The organism is Noviherbaspirillum phoenicis (genome assembly GCF_047237965.1).
Lineage (GTDB): Bacteria > Pseudomonadota > Gammaproteobacteria > Burkholderiales > Burkholderiaceae_D > Noviherbaspirillum_A.
The window spans coordinates 4,193,327-4,217,933 of record NZ_JBDFLX010000001.1; the positions used below are offsets into that span (position 1 = coordinate 4,193,327).

Consider the following 24,607-nt stretch of genomic DNA (forward strand, 5'->3'; position numbering starts at 1 on the left):
GATTAAGCTCCTTCAGGAAGGGCAATGCCGCGCCGTATGCGCATCGCATTGCCCAGGGTTTGCATCTGCGCCGGCGAAAACAGGCGCTTGGCCATCGGCGCGATCTGGCTTTCTTCCTTGTCCATGTGGCCAAGGTACAGTTCCTGGTACAGCGCCACATCGGCAGCGTCGAGCGTGGCCGCCGCGCCGCTGGCCAGCGCGGCAAGCTGGGGCTGCAGCCGCTGCCAGACCGCGTCCATCTGCCGGTGTTCATCCAGGATTTCCGGGGTGAGCCGTTCCAGCAGCGCCGCGTCGGCGTCGGCGGCCGTCTCGGCGAGCATGGGCAGCAGATTCTGTTCCTCGTCCTCATGGTGCTGGTGCGCCGATTTGGAGAAATAACGCAGCACAGCGGTAGCGGCCTGCTGCACTTCCGCCGCGCCAGCCTCGCGCGCGGCCGGGCCGGCCAGCTGCTGCATGGTGCGCAGCTGCTTGCGGATGCGGTCGTGACAGTGTTTCAGCACCGCGATGGGCTGGTCGAAGTCAGGTGCGGTGTCGAACAGGGAAACGTTCATCGCTTGTTGCCTTGGAAAGTAAGATCGCCTGGCGGCCTGCAGGCGCCCTTGTAACCCGAAAGAAAGGTTGCGGCGCGTAGGCCTGGCGCAACAAAGTGTTAGTTAATTGTTATTTTAATCCGAAAACGTTATGGGTGCCGGCCCAAGTCGATGCCGCGTCAGCCATTTCCGCATTTTCCTTCCAGTAAAATAACGCGATGGACCTGATTGCCCCCCACCTTCCCGCCGCCGAACTGGCCGACATCGATTTCGAACGCCGTTTTGGCGGCATTGCGCGCCTGTACGGCGCTGCCGCCCTGCAACGCTTTCGCAGCGCTCACATCTGCGTGGTGGGCGTGGGCGGCGTCGGTTCCTGGGTGGCCGAGGCGCTGGCCCGCAGCGCGATTGGCCACATCACGATGATCGACCTCGACAACGTCGCCGAGTCCAACATCAACCGCCAGATCCATGCGCTGACCGAGACCATAGGCCAGCCCAAGGTTACCGCACTGGCCGAACGCATTGCCCAGATCAACCCGTTCTGCCGCGTCACGCAGATCGAGGACTTCATCACGCCGGACAATCTCGACGACATGGTCGGCCTGCGCGCCTATGACTACGTGATCGATGCGATCGACGATGCGCGCGCCAAGACTGCGCTGATCGCCTACTGCCGCGCCAACCGCATACGCCTGATCACCATCGGCGGCGCGGGCGGCCAGATCGATCCGACGAAGATCGAAGTGCGTGACCTCTGCCGCACCGAGCAGGAGCCGCTGCTGGCCAAGGTGCGCAAGCGTCTGCGCAACGAGCACGGTTTCCCGCGTGGCACCAAGAACAAGTTCGGCATCGACGCGGTGTTTTCCACCGAGCCGCTGCGCCAGCCCGACGCGGGCGATGCCTGCGAGGTCGATGGCCCCGGCGTCACCGGCCTCAATTGCGCCGGCTTCGGTTCCGCGATGGTGGTGACTGCCAGCTTCGGCCTGGTGGCGGCGGCGCAGGTGCTGCGCCGGCTGGCCGAGTCGGCCACAGCCGCAGCCACGACCACGACTACGACCGACCCGGCCTGACCACGGCGCTCAGCCCGGCGCGCGTTGCGCCAGCACTTCATAAATCGGCCCGCGCGGCGCGGTGGTGGACTGCACCAGCGCCAGCTGCGGCGCCTGCCAGACAATCTCCGGCGCCCTGCCGCGCGGTGCGGCCGGCGCATTGCGCGCCAGCGTCACGTGCGGCCGGAAAGCCGACTCCCTGTCATGGCCGATGCCGCATGCCCTGAGCGCGGCCGACAGCTCGCGCTGCAGTTGCAGCAATGCCGGCGGCGGATGCTGCATGCCCAGCCAGGCAATCCGCGCCCGCTGGAAATAACCGTAGCGGTCCAGCTGCAGGCGTAGTTCCGGGAAGTCAACCGCCTGCAGCACCTGTTCCAGCGCCGGCAGCACCTGCGCCGGCTGCATGCCCAGGAACGCCATGGTCAGATGCAGGTTTTCGGGCGCGGTCGGCCGGCCGGCTCCCGACTGACCGGGTGGCAGCAGCCCGGCCAGCACGCTGCGCGTGGCCTCATCCGGCCATAGCGCAAAGAACAGGCGCAGCGATGCGGGCGATGCTGCCATGGTCTTGCCAAGCCGCTTACGACTTGCCGAAGACTTCGTTCAACTGCTGGGTCACGCGGATGAAGGTGGTGCGCTTGGTCAACTCCTTGAGCTTGTGGGCGCCGACATAGGTGCAGGCCGAACGCACGCCGCCCAGGATGTCCTGCAGGGTGTCGGCCACCGGCCCGCGTGACGGCACCAGCACTTCCTTGCCTTCGCTGGCGCGGTAGCGGGCCACGCCGCCGGCATATTTCTCCATCGCCACCCGGCTGCTCATGCCGTAGAACTGCTTGAACTTCTTCCCGTCGCGCTCGACCAGGTCGCCGGCGCATTCGTCGTGGCCGGCCAGCATGCCGCCCAGCATGATGAAGTCGGCGCCGCCGCCGAAGGCCTTGGCGAGGTCGCCCGGCACCACGCAGCCGCCGTCGGCGCAGATCTGGCCGCCCAGGCCGTGGGCCGCATCCGCGCATTCGATCACGGCCGACAGTTGCGGATAGCCCACGCCCGTCATCTTGCGGGTGGTGCAGACCGAGCCGGGGCCGATGCCGACCTTGACGATGTCGGCGCCGGCCAGGATCAGTTCCTCGGTCATGTCGCCGGTGACCACGTTGCCCGCCATGATGGTCAGGTGCGGGTAATTGCCGCGCACCTTCTTGACGAAGTTGATGAAGCCTTCGGTATAGCCGTTGGCCACGTCGATGCAGACGTAGGCAATCGCCGAGCCGCTCTTGGCCATCACGGACTCGAACTTCTCGTAGTCGGACTTGCCGATGCCCATCGAGTAGAAGGCGGTGGATTCCGGCCGGCCTTCTTCCTGCAGCGAACGGAAGAAGGTCACCAGCTCTTCTTCCGGATAATGCTTGTGCAGCGCGGCCGACAGGCCATGCTCGCCCAGCGCGCGCGCCATTTCCATGGTGCCGGTGCTGTCCATGTTGGCGGCGATGACGGGAATGCCGTGATAGGTGCGGCGCGAGTGGTGGAACACGAAATCGCGGTGAATGTCGACTTCGGAACGCGAGGTCAGCGTCGAACGCTTCGGGCGGATCAGTACATCCTTGAAGTCGAGCTTGACGGATTCTTCGATATGCATGCTGGGTCGTCCTGGTAAATGCTTGTTTCGGGTTGGTCTGGCTGCCCTGGGTGTGCCCTCGATGTGCCCTCAGTGGCAGGTGCTGGCGCCACGGTCGGTGAAGGGCGGGCTGGCCTCGCTGGCGACGGGCAGAAATTCCCATGTATAGCCAGTGTCGAATAAATCCAGCCGCAATACGCCGTGCACCGAATTATCCTTCACCTCGCTGTTGGGGCGGTCCAGCCGCACCGGCGTGAGCATCGCGCCGCCGGTGCCGACCACGAACTGGCGCATGCCAAGCGCGTCGTCGCGCCGACCGGCCGCGTCCTGCGGCGCAAAGCGCTCGTAGTTGTGGTCATGCGCCGAAAGCAGGAGTTCCACGCCGCCCGCAGCGAGTTCCTGCCACAGCGGGGCCATCGCCGGGTTGCTGGCGTGGCCGCCGGAACTGTACCTCGGATGGTGCAGCATTGCCAGAGTGCATCGCGCCGGATGGCGCGCCAGATCGTTCCTGAGCCAGGCCAACTGCGCCTCGGCCCCCGCGCCGTCCAGGGCGCTGTTGAGGCCGATCACATGCCATTTCCCCAATTGGACGCTGTAATAGCCGCCTTGTTCCTGCGCCGCCCTTGCGCCGAAGTAAGCGTAGTAGCCAGGGGCGCCGGCCGTGTAGTACTCGTGATTGCCCGGCACCGGCAGGGTGCGTTCGCGGAATTGCCCCCAGGTGGGGTGGTAGCAGTCGTTGAATTCGGCCGGCAGGCCGACCGGGTAGGTATGGTCGCCCAGGGTCAGCGCGATTGCCCCGGGATCGGCCGCGAGGCCGGCCGCCACCAGCATGGCAGTGGCGGCGGCCCCGCTGTCCTGCGGTGCGCGGTAGCGGCAGTCGGCGATGTCGCCGGCGGCGTAGACGGTGACCGGCTTGCCAGCGAAGGAAGGCGGCTTGGGCGCGGACGCGCAGGCCGACAGCGCAAGCAGCGCCGTCAAACGAAACAGGAAGTGGGGAAGGGAAGAACGCATCGGACATTCCGTACAAGAGGCGGGCAAGCTTAATGTTGGCGACTCCGTCACGCAAGCGGCATGCGGATCTGCTGGCCGCCTTCGCGCTGTATCGCTTCGCTGCATCTCGTTCGGCTGCGCCGTGCTTCGCCCTGGACACGGTTCATGTTAGCCTTGCCGCTTCATTTCCATGCTGACCATGTACAAGCAATTTTTCCAGCTCAGGCACGCGCCGTTTTCCATCGCCCCCGACCCGCATTACCTGTTCATGAGCGAGCGTCACCGCGAGGCGCTGGCGCATCTGCTGTTCGGGGTGGACGCCGGCGGCGGCTTCGTGCTGCTGACCGGGGAAATCGGCGCCGGCAAGACCACGGTCTGCCGCTGCTTCCTAGAGCAGGTGCCGGCCAACTGCAATGTGGCCTACATCTTCAATCCGAGGCTGACGGCCATCGAGCTGCTGCGTACGGTCTGCGAGGAATTCCGCCTGCCGGCGCCGCCGCCGGACGCAACGGTCAAGGACCTGGTCGACAGGCTGAACCAGCATCTGCTGGCTTCCCATGCCGAGGGACGCAACAATGTGCTCATCATCGACGAGGCGCAGAACCTCTCTTTCAGCGTGCTGGAGCAGTTGCGGCTGCTCACCAACCTCGAAACCAGCGAGCGCAAGCTGCTGCAGATCATCCTGATCGGCCAGCCGGAACTGCGCGACATGCTGGCCCGGCCCGAACTGGAACAGCTGGCGCAACGCATCATCGCCCGGTATCACCTCGATGCCTTGTCCGTGCGGGAAACCGGCGCCTACATCAGCCATCGGCTGGCGGTTGCCGGCCTGCTCGGGCCAACGCCTTTCCCGCCGCGCCTGACCCGACTGATACATGGCATCAGCGGCGGCGTGCCCAGGCGCATCAACCTGCTTTGCGATCGCGCGCTGCTGGGCGCTTATGCACTGGAAATGCGCCAGGTGGACCGGCGTATCCTGCGCGCGGCGGCACGGGAAGTGTTCGGCGCCGACCACGGGCCTGCCGGGCGGCATCCTTACCGGCCCTATGCGATCGCGGCGGTGCTGGCGGCGCTTGCCGGCGGCGCGATGGTGGCCGGCGGCGTCAACTGGCACGATGCCGCCAGCCTGCTGCGTCCCGCGGTGGAAGCCAAGGCGCCTTCGCCCGTGCCGGCGCCGGCTGCCGCGCCCGAGCCGGAAGTGGCCAGCCGGGCGGAGCCGTCAGCCACGGCGGCGCCGCAGCCTGCGCCCGACTCCCAGGCCGCCGAGCCGGCGCTGCTGCCCGTGTTGACCGAGCTGGGCGGATTGCTGGACAACGCACCCACGCAGGAATTTGCCGGCCTGGCGGAACTGGCCAGCCTGTGGCAGGTGGAGCTGGGCGAGGGCGAGCCATGCAAGGCGGCGCTGGCGGCCGGCCTGCATTGCTTTCAGTCGGCCGGCGGCCTGGCCGAACTGCGTCAGCTGAGCCGGCCGGCCATCGTGACGCTGCGCGACAATGCGGGCGTGCAGCACTACCTGCCGCTGGTCGCGCTGGGCAATGCCGGCGCCGGCCTGCGCATCGGCAACCAGGTCAGGCTGGTGAGCCTGGTGGCGCTGGGCCGGCGCATGCCTGGCCGCTTTCTGACGCTGTGGCGCGCGCCGCCCGAGTTCCGGGCGCACCTGAGGCCGGGCGACAAGGGGCCGGACGTGGACTGGATCGCGGCGCGGCTGGCCGTGATCAACGGCTACGAGCAGCCGGCGCCAGGCCGCCAGTACGATGCCGCCATGTCGCGTGAAGTGCGCACCTTCCAGTCGGCGCAGGGCTTGGCGCCCGATGGCGTGATCGGGCCCAAGACCTATATGGCCATCAACGGCGCCAGCGGCGTGCCGGAGCCGCAGCTGTCGGAGCCGCAACGCGCAGCCGGCGCGCTGGCGCAGGAAAAATAACCATGTCCTACATACTCGAAGCGCTCAAGAAAGCCCAGGCCGAACGCGCGCGCGGCGCCGTCCCCGGCGTTGACGCGCAGCCGCTGCCGACGATTGCGCCGCGCGCACCGGCCGCGCAGTGGCTTTGGATCACGGGCGCGCTCGCTGCAGTGGCGCTGGGAGCGGTGCTGTTATGGCCGGCTGCGCAAACGTCGCGGCAGACTGGCACGCCGGCCGGGCCGACGCCGCCGGTGGCCATGCGCACGGAGGAAAGCGCACCCCGCGCCGCAGCCCCAGCGGCACAGACGCCAACGCCAACGCCAACGCCAACGGCAGCGTCAGCGGCAGCGGCAGCGGCAGCGCCAGCGCCAGCAGCCCGGTCTGCGCCGACAGCGCCCGTTCCCGCATCCGCTGCGCCCGCCGTTTCCCCGGCGCCGCCTGCCAAGCCGGCGCGCAGGATGGGCGAAACCGCGTCGGCCGCGATCCCTGCCGCCACGCCTGCGCCGGAACGAATCGCGCTGCTGCAGGAATTGCCGGCGCAGATCCAGCGCGAGATTCCGCCGATTGCCATCAACGGCTATCTGTATGCAAGTAATCCGGCTGACCGCTCGGTGCTGATCAACAACCGGCTGCGCCGGGAAGGCGATCAGCTGGCCGATGGCCTGACGCTGGAAAAGCTGCTGCCCAGCGAGATGGTGCTGAATTACCGTGGCTATCGTTACCGGGTCAGTTACTAGCGCGATCCCGTTCAGGCAATTCGGGGCGTCAGGCCGGCATTGATGGCGCCTGCCTGCCACCTCCCTGGCGCCGCCGAGCGCGTCCGCTTATGTTCGTTGGCGTACCGACGCAGCCGGCGCTTGCGCAGAAGATGATGACTGGTTTGTAAGGCAAGCCGCCCGTAACAGGCGCGGCACATCATTCAACACGCTTACCAGGAATAGACCATGAATTCAGAAAACACCGTTGGCAAGCTCGACAAGGCGGCAATACGCGCCGCCGCTGCCAGCACCGCAGACGAAGGCGCAGTCAGCTCCGGCTACCAGGGCGACCGCGAAGGCATCATCGCCATGCTCAATGAAGCGCTGGCCACCGAGCTGGTTTGCGTCATGCGCTACAAGCGTCACTACTACACCGCCACCGGGATGGAAAACACGTCGATCAAGGCGGAATTCCTCGAGCATGCGAAGGAAGAGGAAGCCCATGCCGACATGATCGCCGAGCGCATCGTGCAGCTCAACGGCGACCCCGACTTCAATCCTCGCACGCTTTCCGAACGCAGCCATGCGGAGTATGACGAGTCGGACGACATCCGCGCGATGATCAAGGCCAACCTGATCGAGGAACGGGTGGCGATCGAATCCTATCGGCAGATGATCGAAAAGATAGGCGACACCGATCCCACTACACGGCTGATGCTGGTGCGCATCATGCAGCAGGAAGAAGAGCATGCGGATGACATGAAGGATCTGCTGGATTAACACTGGGACGAACGCCAGTTTGAATGGCGTGTTAGAGACCCCAGCGATGGTGGTTTTCAATGCCCGTGTCTGTTCGTAATGTGACAGTTTGCTGGAAATGAAACGCCCTGAGAACCAACGGTTTCCAGGGCGTTTTGCTTTTCTTTCTTGTGGCTTTTTTGAGGCATATGATGCCGCTTTACACCTCTGTCGCGAATCCAATGTTTGTGCAATGGGCGCCCACCGCGCTCAATTCCTGAAGTTGAAGTAGGCTTGCCGGACTTGCCCGGTATCCAAGCTTACGAAAAGCACATAGCAACCTGCCGACGGCGTAGCCCAGTTGTATTGGTACTGGTTGCTGATGTCGTCATAGCTAAGCCCGCTCTTGCCGCTGGTTTCCGCCTCCATTGCACCGGCCTGTGCGCTGGTGAATGCGCCGCACTGAACTGGCTTGAACGTGATGGACTTGATGGCGGTCAGGGAAGTGACGAAGTTGCCATCGGCATCCTTTAGTTGCCATTTGATCGGATAGGTGCGGCCGACCTTGCCGAGGTTGACGAAATCAGGATTGTTGACGGGGGGCAGGAAGTCGCTGACGGTGTAGGTTAGGGTAGCGGCCAGACTGTGGTAAGAACCTGCAGCAATGGCTATCACGCGCGTCAGGCCGCCCGGAGCAACACGCGCTCCGAAAAAATTACTTCCCCATTCCACGATGGTGCCATCGGTTTTCAATGCCAGGCTACTGGCGCCGCCGGCAGCAATGGCTTTTACCCCCGTGAGCGCGGCCTCCGGGACAGTCCGCTCACCAGAGTTGTTAGATCCCCATGCCACGACCATGCCATTGCTTTTCAATGCGAGGCTATGGAAGCTGCCTGCGGCAATCGCTGCCACGTCCTCCAGCCCATCCGGAACATCACGCTGGCCATCTATGTCATCTCCCCATGCCACGACCATGCCATTTGTTTTCAATGCGATGCTATGGTTTCGGCCGGCGGCAATGGCTTTCACGTCTGTCAACCCGCCCGGGACATCCCTCTGCCCATATAGGTTAGATCCCCATGCCACCACCCTGCCATTGCTTTTCAATGCGAGGCTATGGCCGTCGCCAGCGGCAATGGCTATCACGTCTGTCAATCCGTCCGGGATATCCCTCTGCCCAGAACCGTTAGATCCCCATGCCACGACGGTGCCATCGGTTCTCAATGCAAGGTTATGGCCGCCGCCGGCGGCAATGGCTTTCACGTCCTTTAGCCCGGCCGGGATAACTGTTTGCCCAAAACTGTAATCTCCCCAGGCCACGACGGTTCCATCAGCTTTCAATGCAAGGCTATGGTTGTTGCCGGCGGCAATCATTGTCACGTCTTCCAGCCTATCCGGAACGATGCTCTGCCCATAATAGTTACTTCCCCAGGCAGTTACCCTACCTTGGGAAAGAGCAGCAGCAACTGCATTCGTAGTTACTGCAGATGTGAACGTTGCGACGGTACATAACACGAAAAGAAGGTGTCGGCATCCTAATGACCACCAGAGGCCCGATTTCCGGGGGGCTTTTCGAATGGATAGACGACGATAATTAACCATGATTTTCCTTAAGATATAAAGAAGTGAAAGCCGCCGCTTCACCATCTGTGGCCCCTGATAGCTCTACTGTTTTGTTCGTTTATCGTTATATGAAATTGGTAACCGATCGCGCTATGCTGCTGCAATAGTCATTGCCAAAACCGATGCCACTATTGGCAAATAGATAGCATCACGGCCGTAGCGCAAGGCTGAGGGGGAATTGATCGCGTTTGTTCAAGAAGCTTGCGAGCTGGAGGCAGCACTTCAGTTGGAAACTTGGATTAAGCCCGTCAACATGCTGATCGAGACTTGGCCGTTAGATAAAGGCGGGACTAAAAACAAAAGCCCCGAAAACCAGCCAGGTTTTCGGGGCTTTTGATCGACATGCATCAAGCTGGAATCAAAACATTTTCTATTGCATGATTTGTCCGGCTAACCAAAGCTGATCAGTCTGGATGTTCTGCTCCTTTGTCCAGCATCGTATTCACGCTGTAGATTTCGTATTCAATGTCTTGACCGGTCATTCACCCGCCTGATCAGATTTTTGCCAGCAGCACCTCAAGGCAACAACACCGACAACTCCTGCGCCCCTCTTCTCAACACCGGCAAAAACTCTTCCTCCATCTGCCGCGTCGACACCCTGGTAGCCTGTGCCCCCACATTCAGCGCCGCATGCACCACGCCCGAGGCGCCGCGCACCGGCACCGCGATCGAGCGCAGGCCCACTTCGAGTTCCTCTTCCACCACCGCGTAGCCCGAGACCCGCACTTCGCTCAGGATTTCCCGCAGCCGCGCCGCCGACACCACGGTGCGCTCGGTATAGGCCCGCAGTTTCGCCGTTTCGAAATACTCGCGCTGCGCGTCTTCCGACATGCTGGCCAGAAGCACGCGGCCCAGCGAGGTGCAGTAGGCGGGCAGCCGGCTGCCGGTGTTGAGCGCGATCGACATCACCCGCGACGTGGCCGAACGCGCCACATACAGCACTTCGTCGTTGTCCATCACCGCCAGCGAGCAGGATTCGTTGAGCGAGCGGCTGATGTTGTTCAGGCAGGGCTGGGCGGATACGGTCAGCGGCGTCGAGGAGAGATAGGAATAGCCCAGGGACAGGATCTTGGGCTTCAAGAAGAAGTTGTTCGCTTCCGAGTCGGCATAGCCGAGCCGCTTCAGGGTGTACAGGCAGCGGCGCACGGCGGCGCGTGGAATGCCCGTCCGGTGGCTGATCTGGGCGATGGTCAGGCTGCGTCGCTGGTCGCTGAATGCGCGCACCACCGCCAGGCCCCGTGCCAGTGAAGTCATGAAACTGGGGTCGGTCATTGCCTCGATTTCTTGTGCAATGGTCATTAATTTCTCTGACTGAAATGCCGGGTTTTCCACGACATTAGGCTCCGGTAGTGCTTGCATGTTGGTCCTCGCCCTGATGAAAGAATGGTTTTAAGTTGTTCGGCCACCGCACACTATTCGGCGCACCGCCTTGACGATTGCTATTGTCGTATGAAAAACTCAGCGAGCGTTCTATTACCAAACATTTGTTCGTTTATCGAACATATTCGATGTTAGCACCGAAACGATGGATCAAGTATGGCCAGTTGAGGTTAATCGTTACAGAATAGCAAGGTCCGGATTTTACGTTCCCTGATTAACCGTTACGATTGTTGTTAAGGAATGTGAAATATGTTGTTGCCCGGTTCCGTAACCAATCGCCGTTCGATTGGCCTCTGTTCCCATCCCGCAGAAAGAGTGTCCCGTGATTAACAAGATTATTCCGTCGCTTGAAGAAGCCGTTGCCGATATCCATGACGGCGCCACCGTGATGATTGGCGGCTTCGGCAATGCAGGCATGCCTTCCGCGCTGATCGATGCCCTGATCGCCCAGGGCGCGCGCGATCTCACCATCGTCAACAACAATGCCGGCAATGGCGATACCGGCCTGGCGGCGCTGCTCAAGGCCAGGCAGGTCAGGAAAATCATCTGCTCGTTTCCCCGCCAAACGGATTCCCATGTGTTCGACGGGCTCTACCGCAGCGGCGAGATCGAACTGGAACTGACGCCGCAGGGCAATCTGGCCGAGCGCATCCGCGCCGCCGGCGCCGGCATCGGCGGTTTCTTTACGCCGACCGGTTACGGCACCCTGCTGGCAGAAGGCAAGGAAACCCGGCTCATCGATGGCCGCCACTATGTGCTGGAGTCGCCTATCCATGCCGACTTCGCGCTGATCAAGGCGCTGCGCGGCGACCGCTGGGGCAACCTGGTCTACCGCAAGACCGCCCGCAATTTCGGGCCCATCATGGCCATGGCCGCCAAGTGCGCGATTGCCCAGGTGTCCGAGATCGTCGAGCTGGGCGAACTGGACCCGGAGAACATCGTCACACCTGGCATCTTCGTGCAACGCGTGGTGAAACAGGAGGCCGCATGAAACGCCTGAGCAGAAACGAAATGGCGGCGCGGGTTGCGCGCGACATCCATGAAGGCGCCTATGTCAATCTGGGCATCGGCCTGCCGACCCTGGTGGCCAACCACCTGCCGCAGGACCGCGAGATTTTCCTGCACAGCGAGAACGGCCTGCTCGGCATGGGCCCGGCGCCGGCGCCCGGCGAGGAAGATGAAGATCTGATCAATGCCGGCAAGCAGCCCGTCACGTTACTGACCGGCGGCTGCTATTTCCACCATGCCGACTCGTTCGCCATGATGCGCGGCGGCCACCTCGACATCTGCGTGCTGGGGGCCTTCCAGGTGTCGGCCACGGGTGACCTTGCCAACTGGCATACCGGCGCGCCGGATGCGATTCCCGCGGTCGGCGGCGCCATGGACCTGGCGCTGGGCGCCAAAGAGGTCTACGTGATGATGGAGCACCAGACCAAGGGCGGCGAAAGCAAGGTGGTGGCCCATTGCACTTATCCGCTGACAGGCATAGGCTGCGTCTCGCGCATCTATACCGACCTGGCGGTGCTGGACGTGACCCCCAACGGCCTCGCGGTCCGGGAAATCCTGTCCGACATCAGCTTTGAGGAACTGCAGCAACTGACCGGCGTGCCCCTGCTGCGCGCCGCCTGAATACACAACCACAAAGAGACAACACCATGATTGAAGCCTTTATCTGCGACGCCATCCGTACCCCCATCGGCCGTTACGGCGGCGCCCTGAAGGACGTGCGCGCCGACGACCTGGGCGCCATTCCGCTGCGCGCCCTGATGGAGCGCAATCCCAATGTGGACTGGACCGCGGTGCAGGACGTGATCTACGGCTGCGCCAACCAGGCCGGCGAGGACAACCGCAATGTGGCGCGCATGGCGCTGCTGCTGGCGGGCCTGCCGCAGGAAATCGGCGGCGCCACCATCAACCGCCTGTGCGGCTCCGGCATGGATGCCGTGGGCACCGCGGCCCGCGCCATCAAGTCAGGCGAAACCAGCCTGATGATCGCCGGCGGCGTCGAGTCCATGACGCGCGCGCCGTTCGTGATGGGCAAGGCCGACAGCGCCTTCTCGCGCAGCGCCAACATCTTCGACACCACCATAGGCTGGCGCTTCGTCAATCCGCTGATGAAGGCGCAGTACGGCGTCGATTCGATGCCCGAGACCGCGGAAAATGTCGCCACCGACTACAAGATCAGCCGCGAAGACCAGGATGCCTTCGCCGTGGCTAGCCAGAACAAGGCGGCCGCCGCGCAGAAGAACGGCTCGCTGGCCGAGGAGATTACGCCGGTCGTGATCCGTCCGAAGAAGGGCGAGCCGATCACGGTCGAGCAGGACGAGCATCCGCGCGCCACCAGCATCGAGGCGCTCGCCAAGTTGAAAGGCGTGGTGCGCCCGGATGGCACCGTCACCGCCGGCAATGCTTCCGGCGTCAACGACGGCGCCTGCGCGCTGATCCTGGCCAATGAAGCCACCGCCAGCCGCCATGGCCTGACGCCGCGCGCCCGCATCGTCGGCATGGCCACCGCCGGCGTCGCGCCGCGGGTGATGGGCATCGGTCCGGCGCCAGCCACCAAGAAGCTGCTGGCGCAACTGGGCATGACGATAGACCAGATGGACATCATCGAGCTCAATGAAGCCTTCGCCGCGCAAGGCCTTGCCGTGCTGCGTGAACTGGGCGTGGCCGACAATGATCCGCGCGTCAATCCCTATGGCGGCGCAATCGCGCTGGGCCATCCGCTGGGCATGAGCGGCGCGCGCCTGGTGACCACCGCGATGTACCAGCTGCACCGCACCGGCGGCCGCTTTGCGCTGTGCACCATGTGCATCGGCGTGGGGCAGGGCATTGCAATGGTCATCGAGCGCGTCTAAGTACTAGTGGAGAAAACCTCATGGCCAATCAGGCACAGTACCGGCGGCCGTTTCACAGCACGCAGCCGGACTATCTTTATCCGCCCTATGGTTCGACGGTCAAGCGCGCGCCCAGCAAGCCGCTGATCATTTTGCCGCAGACGCTGACCGAAGTGAGCGGCCCGGTGTTTGGCCATGAGGATGTGAAGGCCGGCGACAACGACCTGACGCACCAGCATGCCGGCGAGCCGATCGGCGAGCGCATCGTCGTCAGCGGCCGCGTGCTGGACGAAAACGGCCGGCCGGTGAAGCATTCGCTGGTGGAGATCTGGCAGGCCAATGCGGCCGGCCGCTATCCCCACAAGAACGACAACCACGATGCGCCGATCGACCCCAACTTCACCGGCGGCGGCCGCACCATGACCGATGAGCACGGACACTACCAGTTCCTGACCATCAAGCCGGGCGCCTACCCGTGGCGCAACCATTTCAATGCATGGCGGCCGGCGCACATCCATTTCTCGCTGTTCGGCAATGCCTTCGCGCAGCGCCTGGTGACCCAGATGTACTTCCCCGGCGACCCGCTGCTGCCTTACGACCCGATGTTTACCAGCATCCCCGACGAACGCGCCCGCAACCGGCTGATCTCGACCTTCGACTGGGAAACCACCAATCCGGAGTACGCGCTGGGCTACCGCTTCGACATCATCCTGCGCGGCCGCGACGCCACCCCGATGGAGAAATGAGATGAGCCTGCAAATGTCTTCCTCGCAGACCATCGGCCCCTACCTGCATATCGGGACCGACTGGCTGATCACCACCGAGATGGCCGGCCCCGACGTGCAGGGCGAGCGCATCCGCATCGAAGGCCGGGTCTATGACGGCAATGGCGCGCCCGTGACCGACGCGCTGGTCGAACTGTGGCAGGCCGATGCCCAGGGCAACTATGCCGGCGCCGGCCAGCCTGGCGCGGCATCGGGCTTTCGCGGTTTCGGCCGCGCGCCGACCGACGCCACCGGCCACTTCCGCTTTTCCACCATCATGCCGGGTGCGGTGCCCGGTCCGGGCGACAGCATGCAGGCGCCGCATATCGCGGTGACTGTCTTCGCGCGCGGACTGCTGAAGCATCTGGTGACCCGTATTTATTTTCCGGATGGCGCAGGCCATGCCGGGGATGCGCTGCTCAACGCGGTGCCGGCCGAGCGCCGCGCCACGCTGATCGCGCAACCCTTGCCCTCGGGCCAGGCCGGCAGCTACCAGTTCGACATCGTGCTGCAGGAAGGCCCCAGCGGCCGTCCGGAAACCGTGTTCCTCGATGTCTGAGCCGGGCGCTGAGTCGGCATTCACGCTGACCGGCCCGATGTCGGCCAGCGGCGAGATGCTGCATGTGTTCTCCGACGTCCAGGCGGTGCAGCGCATGCTCGATTTCGAAGCCGCGCTGGCGCGGGCCGAAGCGGCGCATGGCGTGATTCCGGAGGCGGCGGTGGCTGCCATCGTCGCCTGCTGCAACGCGGACAGGCTGGACCTGCCGGCGCTGGCGCACGCCGCCGCGGCGGCCGGCAACCTGGCCATACCGCTGGTCAAGCAACTGACGGCGGCGGTGCTGCAGCGGGACCAGGAAGCCGGCAAGTATGTGCACTGGGGCGCGACCAGCCAGGACGCGATCGACACCGGTCTGGTGCTGCAGCTGCGCGACGCGCTGGACCTGCTGGATGCGGACCTGTCCTCGCTGGCCGATGCGCTGGCCGCGCTGGCCCGCGAACACCGCGACACCATCATGATCGGCCGCACCTGGATGCAGCATGCGCTGCCCACCAGCCTGGGCCTGAAGCTGGCCGGCTCCCTGGACGCCGTGCTGCGCCACCGGCAGCGGCTGCAGGAACTGCGCGGCCGCGCGCTGGCGCTGCAGTTCGGCGGCGCGGCCGGCACGCTGGCCAGCCTCGGCGACCAGGGACTGGCGGTGGCCGCCACGCTGGCGCAGCAGCTCAGCCTGGCATTGCCCGATTTGCCCTGGCATACCCAGCGCGACCGGATCGCCGAAGCCGCCACCGTGATGGGCCTGATCACCGGCACGCTGGGCAAGCTGGCGCGCGATCTGTCGCTGATGATGCAGACCGACGTGGCCGAGCTTGCCGAGCCTTCCGCGCCCGGCCGCGGCGGCTCGTCCACCATGCCGCACAAGCGCAACCCGGTCGGCTGCGCGGTGGCGCTCAGCGCCGCGGTGCGGGCGCCCGGCCTGGTGTCGACCATGCTGTCCGGCATGGTGCAGGAACATGAGCGGGCGCTGGGCGGCTGGCAGGCCGAGTGGGACACGCTGCCCGACATCGCGCTGCTCACTTCAGGCGCGCTGCGCCAGATGCGCGACGTGGCTGCCGGCCTGGTGGTCGATGCACAGCGCATGCGGGCCAATGTCGACATCACCCATGGCCTGATCATGGGCGAGGCGGTGATGCTGGCGCTGGGCGCCCGGATAGGCCGCATGGCCGCCCACAAGCTGGTGGAGCAGGCAAGCGCCCGCGCCGCGGCCGGGCAACGGCATCTGCGCGAGGTGATCGGCGAGGATGCCGAACTCAGCCGGCACCTGTCGCCCGACGAGCTGGACCGGCTGTTCGATCCGGCCAATTACACCGGCGAGGCTGGCGCCTTCGTCGACCGCGTGCTGGCCAGTCATGCGCACAGCCGGCAGCCACGCGCAACCGCCATCATCAACGCAACCGACACAACACACGCAGGAGAATGAAGCATGGGTTCGATCAGCCATAACGGCGCGAAGCTGCATTACGAGATCGAGGGCAGGGAAGACGCACCGGTGCTGGTGCTGTCCAATTCGCTGGGCACCAGCCTGGAGATGTGGGCGCCGCAGATGCCGGCGCTGCTGCAGCGCTTCCGCGTGCTGCGGCATGATTGCCGCGGCCATGGCAAGTCCGACGTGTCGGCCGGGCCTTACACCATCGCCCAGCTTGGCGGCGATGTGCTGGCACTCATGGACCAGCTCGGCATACAGCGCGCGCATTTCTGCGGCCTGTCCATGGGCGGCATGATAGGCATGTGGCTGGGCACCCATCATGGCGGGCGCATCGATCGCCTGGTGCTGTGCAATACCGCCGCCAAGATCGGCACGCCCGACGTATGGAATACCCGCATCGACAAGGTGCGCGCCGAGGGAATGGACGCCATCACCGGCGGCGTGATCGACCGCTGGTTTACGCCCGGCTTCCAGCAGCGCGCGCCGCAGCAGGTCGAGGTCGTGCGCGGCATGCTGCTGGCCACCGATCCGGAAGGCTATGCCGCCAATTGCGCCGCGGTGCGCGACATGGACCAGCGCAGCGAGATCGCCGCCATCCGCGTGCCCACCCTGGTGATTTCCGGCAGCCATGACCTGGCCACGCCGCCGGCCGACGGCCGCGCCGCGGCCGACACGATACCCGGCGCCCGCTATGTCGAACTGGATGCGGCCCACCTGTCGAACTGGGAGCAGGCGGAGCAGTTCACCGCCGCGCTGGTCGACTTCCTGTCTGCCTGACAGGCCGACAGCCATCGAACGAGGAGCAAGCCATGGATGACAAGGAACGCCACGCCGCCGGCATGGCGGTGCGGCGCGCAGTGCTGGGTGACGCCCACGTCGACCGCGCCCAGGCGAAAAGGACCGAGCTGACCTCGGAATTCCAGGACATGATCACCCGCTATGCCTGGGGCGAGATCTGGACCCGTCCCGGCCTGCCGCGCCATACCCGCAGCCTGATGACCATCTGCATGATGGTCGCGCTGAACCGGGAAGAGGAGCTGAAGCTGCATCTGCGCGCGGCCTCGAACAACGGCGTCACCCGCGACGAGATCAAGGAAGCGCTGCTGCAGGCGGCGATCTACTGCGGCGTGCCTGCGGCCAATTCGGCCTTTGCGCTGGCGCAGGAAGTGTTCCGCGAGATGGATGCCAGCGCAGATGCCAGCGGCGCGCAGTAGGAAAGGGTAACCGCCCGGTGATGTACACGCGGCCTGAGAGGCCGCGTTTTTAAAATCAATAACGACAAATAAACTGGAGCAGAGACATCATGCGTGCAATGAGGAGGCGCGCCATGGCCGGCGCGGCAACGCGGGCGGCCGGGCGCAACAGGAGCCAGGCATGGGCAATCTGATCGGCGTGCTGTTCGACGGCGTTGCCTACGGCAGCCTGCTGTTTCTGATTAGCGTCGGCCTGTCGGTGACGATGGGACTGATGAACTTCGTCAACCTGGCCCACGGCGCCTTTGCGATGCTGGGCGGCTTTGTCTGCGTGACCCTGCTGTCGCGCCTGGGCATGCCTTTCCTGCTGACCCTGCCGCTGGCCTTTGCCGCCAGCGCCGCGGCCGGCTTCGTCCTGGAACGCACGCTGTACCGCCGGTTGTACAAGGCCAGCCACCTGGACCAGGTGCTGTTTTCCATCGGACTGACCTTCATGTCGGTGGCCGGCGCAACCTACCTGTTCGGGCCATCGCAGCAGCCGGTGCAGTTGCCGGAATGGCTGCGCGGCCAGGTCAATATCGCCGGCCTGGATGTGGGCAGCTACCGCCTGTTCCTGATTGGCGTGGTGGTGCTGGTCACGCTGGCGTTGGGCTGGCTGATCGAACGTACCCGCTTCGGCGCCCAGATCCGCGCCTCGGTCGACAACCAGCAGGCCTCGGCCGGCCTGGGCATCAATGTCAGCCGCGTGTTCTCGCTGACCTTTGCGCTGGGCTCCGGCCTGGCCGGCCTGGGCGGCGGTCTGGGCATCGACGTGCTGGGCCTGGATCCGACCTTCCCCATCAAGTACATGGTGTATTTCCTGCTGGTGGTGGCCGTGGGCGGCGCCGGCACCATCAAGGGGCCGCTGCTGGCGGCCATCGTGCTGGGCATCTTCGACGTCGCCGGCAAGTATTACGTGCCCGACATCGGCGCCTTCGTGATCTATGCGCTGATGGTGATCCTGCTGCTGCTGTTCCCCAACGGCCTGATAGCGAGGCGCTCATGACGCCCGCGCCTGTGGCCAGCCACGTCATCGGCCACGGCCTGGCCGACGGCCGCTGGAAGCCGCTGGAAATCCTGTTCTGGCTGCTGCCGGCGGCAGCCTACTTCCTGGCGCCGGGTTACCTGGTGCTGGTGAGCCAGATCATGATCGTCGGCCTGTTTGCGATGTCGCTCGACCTGATCCTGGGATATGCCGGCATCGTCTCGCTTGGCCATGCGGCCTTCTTCGGCCTGGGCGCCTACACCGCCGGCCTGCTGGCGGTGCATGGCTGGGGCGAGCCCATCAGCGGCCTGTTCGTCGCCGCCGCCGTCGCCGCCCTGGCCGGCTATCTGGTGAGCTTTTTGATCGTGCGCGGCCAGGACCTGACCCGCCTGATGGTCACGCTGGGCATCGGCCTGATGCTGTTCGAGGCGGCCAACAAGGCCGCCTTCATCACCGGCGGTGTCGACGGCCTGTCCGGCATGATGGTGGGCAAGCTGCTCGGCGTGTTCGAGTTCGATCTCGCCGGCAAGACCGCCTTTATCTACAGCTTCGTGGTGCTGTTCCTGCTGTTCGTGGTATTGCGCCGCCTGGTCAATTCGCCGTTCGGCCTTTCGCTGAAGGGCATACGGGAAGGCGGACGGCGCATGCCGGCCATCGGCGCTGATGTGAATAAACGCCTGACCGCGATCTTCACGGTTGGTGCGGCGGTTGCCGGCGTGGCCGGCGCGCTGCTGGCGCAGACTACCCAGTTCGTCGGCCTGGACTCGCTGGGCTTTTCCCGTTCCGCCGAACTGCTGATCATCCTGGTGCTGGGCGGCACCGGCCGGCTGTATGGCGCGCTGGTCGGCGCCACTGTCTTCATGCTGGCGCAGGATTACATTGCCGGCCTGAATCCGGCTTACTGGCAGTTCTGGATCGGCCTGTTGCTGATCGTGATCGTGCTGTTTGCCCGCGGCGGCATCCTGGGCGGGCTGGAGCGCCTGGCGGCGCCCCTGCTGAAGAAAAACCGCAACGGAGCACAGCCATGAGCGGCATCGCATTGCGCACCCAGGGCCTGTCCAAGCAATGGGGCGCATTCAAGGCCAACAGCGACATCAGCCTGAACTTCGCCCCCGGCGCGCGGCACGCGCTGATCGGGCCCAACGGCGCCGGCAAGACCACCTTCATCAACCTGTTGACGGGCGGCTTCGCGCCAACCTCGGGCCAGGTCTTTCTCGGCGAGGAAGACATCACCGGCCTGCCGCAGCATGCCCGCGTCAAGCGCGGCATGACCCGCACCTTCCAGATCAACACCCTGTTCGCCGGCCTGACCGTGCTGGAGTCGGTGATGCTGGCGCTCTGCGAACGCGACGGCCGCCATCGCGTCTGGTACCAGACGGTGGCGCGGCAGCGCGCCCAGGCCGACGAAGCCATGGCCCTGCTGGCTACACTGAAGCTGGAGCGCGACGCCAGTGTCGTCACCCGCAGCCTGCCTTATGGCAAGCAGCGGCTGGTGGAAATTGCGCTGGCGCTGGCAACCCGTCCCAGGGTATTGCTGCTGGACGAGCCGGCGGCGGGCATACCGTCGGCGGAAAGCGCCGAGCTGTTCGAAGTCATTGCAGCGCTGCCGCGCGACGTGACGGTGCTGTTCATCGAGCATGACATGGGCCTGGTATTCAAGTTTGCAGAGCGCATCACAGTGCTGGTGGGCGGCAGGGTGCTGTGCGAAGGCACGCCGCAGGAAATCGCTGCCGACCAGCGCGTGAAGGAAGTCTATCTGGGGGAGGCTGAGCATGGCTGAGCTGCTGGCGCTGGAGAACGTAAGTGCCGGCTACGGCGAATCGGTGGTGCTGGAAGACATCGGCCTGACGATGCGGGAGGGCGACAGCCTGGCGCTTCTGGGCCGCAATGGCGTGGGCAAGACCACGCTCCTGATCACGCTGATGGGACTGACCCAGCTGCATGCCGGCGCGATACGCTGGCGCGGCGCCGATATCGGCCGCGTCCCCACCCACCGCCGCGCCCAGGCCGGTTTGGGCTGGGTGCCGCAGGAGCGCTGCATGTTTCCCTCGCTCACGGTGGAAGAGCATCTGACGGTGGTTGCCCGCCCGGGACCGTGGAACCTGAAACGCATCTACGACATCTTTCCGCGGCTGCAGGAGCGGCGCGACAACATGGGCAACCAGCTCTCCGGCGGCGAACAGCAGATGCTGGCCATTGCCCGCGCGCTGATGACCAATCCGCAGCTGCTGTTGCTGGACGAGCCGATGGAGGGGCTGGCGCCCATCATCGTGCAGGAGCTGATGCGGGTGATCCGCAAGCTCATCAGCGAGGAAGGCCTGTCGGTGATCGTGGTCGAGCAGCATGCGCGGCTGGCGCTGTCGATCACGAGGCAGGCCATCGTGCTGGACCGTGGCCGCATCGTGCATCAAGGCAGCAGCGAAAGCCTGCTGGCCGATGGCGAGAGGCTGGACCGGCTGGTGGCGGTGGCTTAGGAGCCGGCGCGGCAGAAGGCTGCTACTCCAGAAACAGTTGCGCCACCACCTTCCTCAGCCACTGGTTGGCCGGGTCGGCATGGAAGCGCTCATGCCAGTGCTGCTTCACCGAGAAATCGGGCAGCTTCACCGGCGGCGGCAGCATCTTGACGTTTTCCTGCTGCACCATGGCGCTGCCAAAGCGCTGCGGCACGGTGGCGATGCATTCCGTTTGCGCGACGATGCGCGCCACGCCCAGGAAACTCGGCACCCTCAGCACGATCCTGCGCTGGATGCCTTTCTCATGCAGGCTCTTCTCCACGATGGAGTGCCCGGTGCCGGAGCTCTTGATCAGCACATGGCCTTCGTTCAGGAAGGCCTTGCGCGTCAACGTGCCGGCGATGCGCGGATGGTCGGCTGCCAGCAGGCAGACGAAATTCTGGTCGAACAGCTTCTGCTGGTAAAACCCCGCTTCCAGGTGCGGCATGAAGCCTACCGCCAGGTCGACTTCGCCGCTTGCCAGCTGCATCGGCGTATCCGGTGAAATCGTGGTGGCATCGATGCGGATCGCCGGCGCCACCTGCTTCAGATGATTCAGCAATCTGGGCAGCAGCACGATCTCGCTGATGTCGGTCATGCAGATCGTGAACTCGCGCTCGCTGTCTTCCGGCGCGAATTCCTTCTTGTGGCGCAGCGCGCTGTGCAGCGCCGCGGTGGCCGCGCGCACATCCGCCAGGATCTCGAGCGCATGCGGCGTCGGCTCCATGCCGCGCGGCGTCCGGATGAACAGCGGGTCGCCGAAGTGTCGGCGCAGCCTGGCAAGCGCGATGCTTGCCGTGGGTTGCGCCATGCCCAGGTTTTCGGCCGCGCGCGTGATGCTGCCGCTGCTGTAGATCTCCTCGAATACCGCCAGCAGTTCCATGTCGAACCGGGCCATGCCTTGCTCCTTATTGCGAATCGCAATGCCGATTATGCAGTTTCATATATTTACATGATAGAAGTCTTTTGCCATCATCCCGCCATTCCCGATAAGGAGACGACATGAACCAGTCCAAGGACAATCCCGCGCGCAGGGCGCTGTACGAGTCGATCCGGCCACACCACATGACGCCGTTATGGGAAGTGCTGCATGCGCTGGTGCCGAAAAGCCCCACCACCGCCTGCGTGCCGGCATTGTGGCGTTACCGCGAGGTCAAGCCTTTCCTGATGCAGTCGGGCGAGCTGATCACCGCCGAGGAGGCGGTGCGTCGCGTGCTGATCCTGGAAAACCCCGGCCTTCCGGGGCAGTCGGCAATCACCCAGTCGCTGTATGCAGGCCTGCAGCTGATCCTGCCCGGCGAGGTGGCGCCATCGCACCGGCATGTGCAGTCGGCGCTGCGCTTCGTCATCGACGGCAAGGGCGCCTACACCACGGTGGAAGGCGAGCGCACCACCATGCATCCGGGCGACTTCATCATCACCCCGTCATGGCGCTGGCATGACCATGGCAACGAAGGCGTGGACGGCGTCACCGAGCCGGTGGTCTGGCTCGACGGCCTCGATATCCCGACCGTACGGTTCTTCGACGCCGGTTTCGCCGAAAACGACGACGTCAGCAAGTCGCAGTCAGTGCGCCATCCGGAAGGCAGCAGCTATGCCCGCTACGGCGCCAACATGGCGCCGGTGCGTCGCGTCAACACCGGCCTGACATCGCCGATCTTCAGCTATCCCTACAGCCGCACACGCGAGGCGTTGCATGCGCTGGAGCGCAACAGCGAAATCGACGCCTGGCACGGCATCAAGATGAAATACATCAACCCCACCACCGGCGGCTGGGCCATGCCCACCATCGGCACCTGCATGCAGCTGCTGCCGAAGGGGTTCAAGGGCAAGCCGCATCGCTCGACCGACGGCACCGTCTACTGCGTCACCGAAGGCCGCGGCAGCGCGCGGATTGCCGACCAGACCTTCCAGTTCGAGCCGCAGGACGTCTTCGTGGTGCCGTCATGGGCTACGCTGTCCCTGTCCACGGAAGAGGGCGCCGTGCTGTTCAGCTATTCCGACCGGCCCATCCACGAAGCACTGGGCATACTGCGCGAGGAATTCGCGGACTAGGCGGTACGCCGCCTAGTCCCTCATCGTCATCGTCATCGTTTTTTAACAGGCCATCATGAGCAATTACGTCATTCCCCCACAAGCCATCGTCGGCCTCCCTGTCGCCGGAGAAGCGGCCAGCTTCCCGGTGCGCCGCGTCTATTGCGTTGGACGCAACTACGCGGCCCACGCACGCGAGATGGGCTTCGATCCCGACCGCGAGCCGCCATTCTTCTTCTGCAAGCCCAACGACGATGCGTCCATCGTCCCGGTGACCGATGGCGAGACCGCGACGATTCCCTATCCATCGCAGACCGCCAACTTTCATTACGAAATCGAACTGGTGGTGGCGATCGGCAAGGGCGGCAAGGACATCGCGGTGGAAGACGCCAACAATCACATCTACGGTTATGCGGTCGGCCTCGACATGACCCGGCGCGACCTCCAGATGCGCATGCGCGAGGCCGGGCGGCCATGGGAAATCGGCAAGGCCTTCGATTATTCGGCGCCCGTCGGCGCGGTGCATCCGGTTGCCCAGACCGGAATCATCGACAGCGGCGCCATCAGCCTGACCGTCGACGGCGCAGTCAGGCAGACCAGCGACCTGACCCACCTGATCTGGTCGGTGCCGGAAACCATCGCCAACCTGTCGACGCTGTTCGAGCTGCAGCCGGGCGACCTGATCTTTACCGGCACGCCGGAAGGCGTGGGCGCTGTCAAGTCTGGCCAGACCATGGTCGGCGAGATCGCCGGCCTGGGCAGCTTGCAGGTAAAGGTGGCTTGAACGGTGGAATGGCTTTCAAGCGCATTGCCGCTGGCGCCGGATGCGGTTGGAAGCTTGGGGGTTTTTCTGATGGGAGCCTGTCGCTGGACTGCAGGTCTTCCTATGCAGGTGCTGTCTTGCCTCAGGACGCGGTGTTCGCGGTCACCCTGACACCTAGGCGATCGCGGCCTTGTACTGCATTTCCAGCAAGCTGTTGACTGTCTGCTCCAACAGCGGCAGGTCAAATGCGCGCGCAGGCAGGTGCATCGCCATCACCAGGCGTTCTTCCTGTATCCCGGTTTGCACCTGGCCATAGAAATTGGAGCGGCCGTTCGCAAGCCGCAATGCGGCTTCGAACTGGCGTAGCGGTTCAAACTGCAGGGGCGCGCTGGTGTAGACGAGCATTTCATACAACGGCAGGTCTGGGATATAACAAAATCCAAGCAGTTCCCCACTTTCCAGTTGCAGCTCCAGAATACTGTCGAACTCGAACGCCAGTTCGCCAAGACCCCTGGATACGCCAAACTCCCTGATCGTCTGCTGTATCCAATCCATTCCGGTTCAGCTCGTGGCTTCCTCTTCTCGAAGGATCGCAGCTTCCAGCACCGTCTGCGCCGCTTCCCGCAACTGGGTAAGGGCGCGCAGGCTCGGGTAAGCGCGGTCCGGCATGGTGCGCAGGATACCGATGACGCCTTGCAGCGTCACAATGGACGCCGATGCATTGTCCGCCAGCCCCAGGCGGTTCAGCATCTTTTCAAACTGCGCAGGCTGGCCGTTGCCGGATTCGATGATGTCCAGCAGCTCGTTGATCAATGCTTTTCCGTTGACACCGGGAACCGTGAAGCTTCCCGTCTTGGCAATGCCCTGCAGGTTTATCTCGAACTCTTCCACCATCATCAGAAAAGAGGAGGAAAGATGCATGCTCGACAGATTGTTCAGAATGTCGGCCCGGCGCGCCGTGTCTTCCGACCTTGCCTCAGCCCGCATCGCGGCGCCGA

27 protein-coding genes are annotated in these 24,607 nt (G+C 64.4%); 18 read left to right on the forward strand and 9 right to left on the reverse strand.

What is annotated here, in order from left to right:
* Nucleotides 1-2: 2 nt before the first annotated feature.
* Entirely contained in the window at nucleotides 3-551 is a 549-nt protein-coding gene (locus tag ABC383_RS18770) for a hemerythrin domain-containing protein (protein ID WP_413015904.1), read from the reverse strand.
* A gap of 197 nt (nucleotides 552-748) precedes the next feature.
* Here ABC383_RS18770 and tcdA point away from each other — a divergent pair, with 197 nt between their 5' ends.
* Complete coding sequence (gene tcdA / locus ABC383_RS18775) at nucleotides 749-1,600, forward strand: tRNA cyclic N6-threonylcarbamoyladenosine(37) synthase TcdA (RefSeq protein WP_413015906.1); 852 nt, start codon at nucleotides 749-751, stop codon at nucleotides 1,598-1,600.
* Nucleotides 1,601-1,609: 9 nt separating this feature from the next.
* On the opposite strand, the gene thpR is transcribed toward tcdA, so the two are convergent.
* From thpR to ABC383_RS18790, 3 genes are all read right to left on the reverse strand, one after another.
* On the reverse strand, nucleotides 1,610-2,140 hold the full coding sequence (gene thpR / locus ABC383_RS18780; RefSeq protein ID WP_413015908.1) for an RNA 2',3'-cyclic phosphodiesterase: 531 nt from the start codon (nucleotides 2,138-2,140) through the stop codon (nucleotides 1,610-1,612).
* 16 nt (nucleotides 2,141-2,156) lie between these two features.
* Nucleotides 2,157-3,209: a GMP reductase gene (locus ABC383_RS18785; RefSeq protein ID WP_413015910.1), complete on the reverse strand. Its 1,053-nt coding sequence runs from the start codon at nucleotides 3,207-3,209 to the stop codon at nucleotides 2,157-2,159.
* Between the two features lie 69 nt (nucleotides 3,210-3,278).
* Complete coding sequence (locus ABC383_RS18790; RefSeq protein WP_413015911.1) at nucleotides 3,279-4,199, reverse strand: metallophosphoesterase family protein; 921 nt, start codon at nucleotides 4,197-4,199, stop codon at nucleotides 3,279-3,281.
* A 178-nt stretch (nucleotides 4,200-4,377) separates the two neighbouring features.
* Here ABC383_RS18790 and ABC383_RS18795 point away from each other — a divergent pair, with 178 nt between their 5' ends.
* The 3 genes from ABC383_RS18795 to ABC383_RS18805 all read left to right on the forward strand — a co-directional run bounded on the left by ABC383_RS18795 (nucleotide 4,378) and on the right by ABC383_RS18805 (nucleotide 7,559).
* Nucleotides 4,378-6,102, forward strand: coding sequence for an ExeA family protein (locus ABC383_RS18795; RefSeq protein ID WP_413015915.1), 1,725 nt, complete (start codon nucleotides 4,378-4,380; stop codon nucleotides 6,100-6,102).
* A gap of 2 nt (nucleotides 6,103-6,104) precedes the next feature.
* Nucleotides 6,105-6,818 (forward strand): general secretion pathway protein GspB, encoded by a 714-nt coding sequence (locus ABC383_RS18800; RefSeq protein WP_413015917.1) that lies wholly within the window; start codon nucleotides 6,105-6,107, stop codon nucleotides 6,816-6,818.
* 207 nt (nucleotides 6,819-7,025) lie between these two features.
* Complete coding sequence (locus ABC383_RS18805; protein WP_413015918.1) at nucleotides 7,026-7,559, forward strand: ferritin-like domain-containing protein; 534 nt, start codon at nucleotides 7,026-7,028, stop codon at nucleotides 7,557-7,559.
* A 228-nt stretch (nucleotides 7,560-7,787) separates the two neighbouring features.
* On the opposite strand, the gene ABC383_RS18810 is transcribed toward ABC383_RS18805, so the two are convergent.
* Together ABC383_RS18810 and ABC383_RS18815 are read right to left on the reverse strand one after the other, a co-directional pair.
* On the reverse strand, nucleotides 7,788-8,891 hold the full coding sequence (locus tag ABC383_RS18810; RefSeq protein WP_413015920.1) for a PxKF domain-containing protein: 1,104 nt from the start codon (nucleotides 8,889-8,891) through the stop codon (nucleotides 7,788-7,790).
* A gap of 765 nt (nucleotides 8,892-9,656) precedes the next feature.
* The gene (locus ABC383_RS18815; RefSeq protein WP_413015922.1) at nucleotides 9,657-10,439 is read right to left on the reverse strand and encodes an IclR family transcriptional regulator domain-containing protein; all 783 of its coding nucleotides are present in this window, start codon (nucleotides 10,437-10,439) and stop codon (nucleotides 9,657-9,659) included.
* Nucleotides 10,440-10,842: 403 nt separating this feature from the next.
* Here ABC383_RS18815 and ABC383_RS18820 point away from each other — a divergent pair, with 403 nt between their 5' ends.
* The 12 genes from ABC383_RS18820 to ABC383_RS18875 all read left to right on the forward strand — a co-directional run bounded on the left by ABC383_RS18820 (nucleotide 10,843) and on the right by ABC383_RS18875 (nucleotide 20,794).
* Nucleotides 10,843-11,511 carry a 3-oxoacid CoA-transferase subunit A gene (locus ABC383_RS18820; RefSeq protein WP_413015924.1) on the forward strand — a complete coding sequence of 223 codons (669 nt, stop codon included), beginning with the start codon at nucleotides 10,843-10,845 and terminating at the stop codon, nucleotides 11,509-11,511.
* The gene (locus ABC383_RS18825; RefSeq protein WP_413015926.1) at nucleotides 11,508-12,149 is read left to right on the forward strand and encodes a CoA transferase subunit B; all 642 of its coding nucleotides are present in this window, start codon (nucleotides 11,508-11,510) and stop codon (nucleotides 12,147-12,149) included. The genes ABC383_RS18820 and ABC383_RS18825 overlap by 4 nt, the downstream gene beginning before the upstream one ends.
* Nucleotides 12,150-12,175: 26 nt before the next feature.
* Nucleotides 12,176-13,378 (forward strand): 3-oxoadipyl-CoA thiolase, encoded by a 1,203-nt coding sequence (gene pcaF / locus ABC383_RS18830; RefSeq protein ID WP_194712735.1) that lies wholly within the window; start codon nucleotides 12,176-12,178, stop codon nucleotides 13,376-13,378.
* Between the two features lie 20 nt (nucleotides 13,379-13,398).
* Complete coding sequence (gene pcaH / locus ABC383_RS18835; RefSeq protein ID WP_413015928.1) at nucleotides 13,399-14,103, forward strand: protocatechuate 3,4-dioxygenase subunit beta; 705 nt, start codon at nucleotides 13,399-13,401, stop codon at nucleotides 14,101-14,103.
* Nucleotide 14,104: 1 nt separating this feature from the next.
* Nucleotides 14,105-14,680, forward strand: coding sequence for a protocatechuate 3,4-dioxygenase subunit alpha (gene pcaG / locus ABC383_RS18840; RefSeq protein ID WP_413015930.1), 576 nt, complete (start codon nucleotides 14,105-14,107; stop codon nucleotides 14,678-14,680).
* Complete coding sequence (locus ABC383_RS18845) at nucleotides 14,673-16,097, forward strand: 3-carboxy-cis,cis-muconate cycloisomerase (protein WP_413015932.1); 1,425 nt, start codon at nucleotides 14,673-14,675, stop codon at nucleotides 16,095-16,097. The genes pcaG and ABC383_RS18845 overlap by 8 nt, the downstream gene beginning before the upstream one ends.
* A 3-nt stretch (nucleotides 16,098-16,100) precedes the next feature.
* Entirely contained in the window at nucleotides 16,101-16,880 is a 780-nt protein-coding gene (pcaD, locus tag ABC383_RS18850) for a 3-oxoadipate enol-lactonase (protein ID WP_413015934.1), read from the forward strand.
* A 32-nt stretch (nucleotides 16,881-16,912) separates the two neighbouring features.
* Nucleotides 16,913-17,317, forward strand: coding sequence for a 4-carboxymuconolactone decarboxylase (gene pcaC / locus ABC383_RS18855; protein ID WP_413015935.1), 405 nt, complete (start codon nucleotides 16,913-16,915; stop codon nucleotides 17,315-17,317).
* A 160-nt stretch (nucleotides 17,318-17,477) separates the two neighbouring features.
* Nucleotides 17,478-18,341: a branched-chain amino acid ABC transporter permease gene (locus ABC383_RS18860; protein ID WP_413015937.1), complete on the forward strand. Its 864-nt coding sequence runs from the start codon at nucleotides 17,478-17,480 to the stop codon at nucleotides 18,339-18,341.
* Nucleotides 18,338-19,348 carry a branched-chain amino acid ABC transporter permease gene (locus tag ABC383_RS18865; protein ID WP_413015939.1) on the forward strand — a complete coding sequence of 337 codons (1,011 nt, stop codon included), beginning with the start codon at nucleotides 18,338-18,340 and terminating at the stop codon, nucleotides 19,346-19,348. The genes ABC383_RS18860 and ABC383_RS18865 overlap by 4 nt, the downstream gene beginning before the upstream one ends.
* Nucleotides 19,345-20,100, forward strand: coding sequence for an ABC transporter ATP-binding protein (locus ABC383_RS18870; protein WP_413015940.1), 756 nt, complete (start codon nucleotides 19,345-19,347; stop codon nucleotides 20,098-20,100). Before ABC383_RS18865 ends, ABC383_RS18870 begins: the two co-directional genes overlap by 4 nt.
* Nucleotides 20,093-20,794, forward strand: coding sequence for an ABC transporter ATP-binding protein (locus ABC383_RS18875; RefSeq protein WP_413015942.1), 702 nt, complete (start codon nucleotides 20,093-20,095; stop codon nucleotides 20,792-20,794). The genes ABC383_RS18870 and ABC383_RS18875 overlap by 8 nt, the downstream gene beginning before the upstream one ends.
* Before the next feature lie 22 nt (nucleotides 20,795-20,816).
* Here the strand turns inward: ABC383_RS18875 and ABC383_RS18880 are convergent, their stop codons facing one another.
* The gene (locus ABC383_RS18880) at nucleotides 20,817-21,710 is read right to left on the reverse strand and encodes a LysR family transcriptional regulator (RefSeq protein ID WP_413015944.1); all 894 of its coding nucleotides are present in this window, start codon (nucleotides 21,708-21,710) and stop codon (nucleotides 20,817-20,819) included.
* 104 nt (nucleotides 21,711-21,814) lie between these two features.
* On the opposite strand from ABC383_RS18880, the gene gtdA reads away from it, so the two are divergent.
* Complete coding sequence (gtdA, locus tag ABC383_RS18885; RefSeq protein ID WP_413015945.1) at nucleotides 21,815-22,867, forward strand: gentisate 1,2-dioxygenase; 1,053 nt, start codon at nucleotides 21,815-21,817, stop codon at nucleotides 22,865-22,867.
* Nucleotides 22,868-22,922: 55 nt separating this feature from the next.
* On the forward strand, nucleotides 22,923-23,630 hold the full coding sequence (locus ABC383_RS18890) for a fumarylacetoacetate hydrolase family protein (RefSeq protein WP_413015947.1): 708 nt from the start codon (nucleotides 22,923-22,925) through the stop codon (nucleotides 23,628-23,630).
* 153 nt (nucleotides 23,631-23,783) lie between these two features.
* Here the strand turns inward: ABC383_RS18890 and ABC383_RS18895 are convergent, their stop codons facing one another.
* Nucleotides 23,784-24,164, reverse strand: a complete 381-nt coding sequence (locus ABC383_RS18895; protein WP_413015949.1) for a type III secretion system chaperone family protein — start codon at nucleotides 24,162-24,164, stop codon at nucleotides 23,784-23,786.
* Between the two features lie 6 nt (nucleotides 24,165-24,170).
* Nucleotides 24,171-24,506 (reverse strand): TyeA family type III secretion system gatekeeper subunit, encoded by a 336-nt coding sequence (locus ABC383_RS18900; RefSeq protein ID WP_413015951.1) that lies wholly within the window; start codon nucleotides 24,504-24,506, stop codon nucleotides 24,171-24,173.
* Between the last annotated feature and the right edge of the window lie 101 nt (nucleotides 24,507-24,607).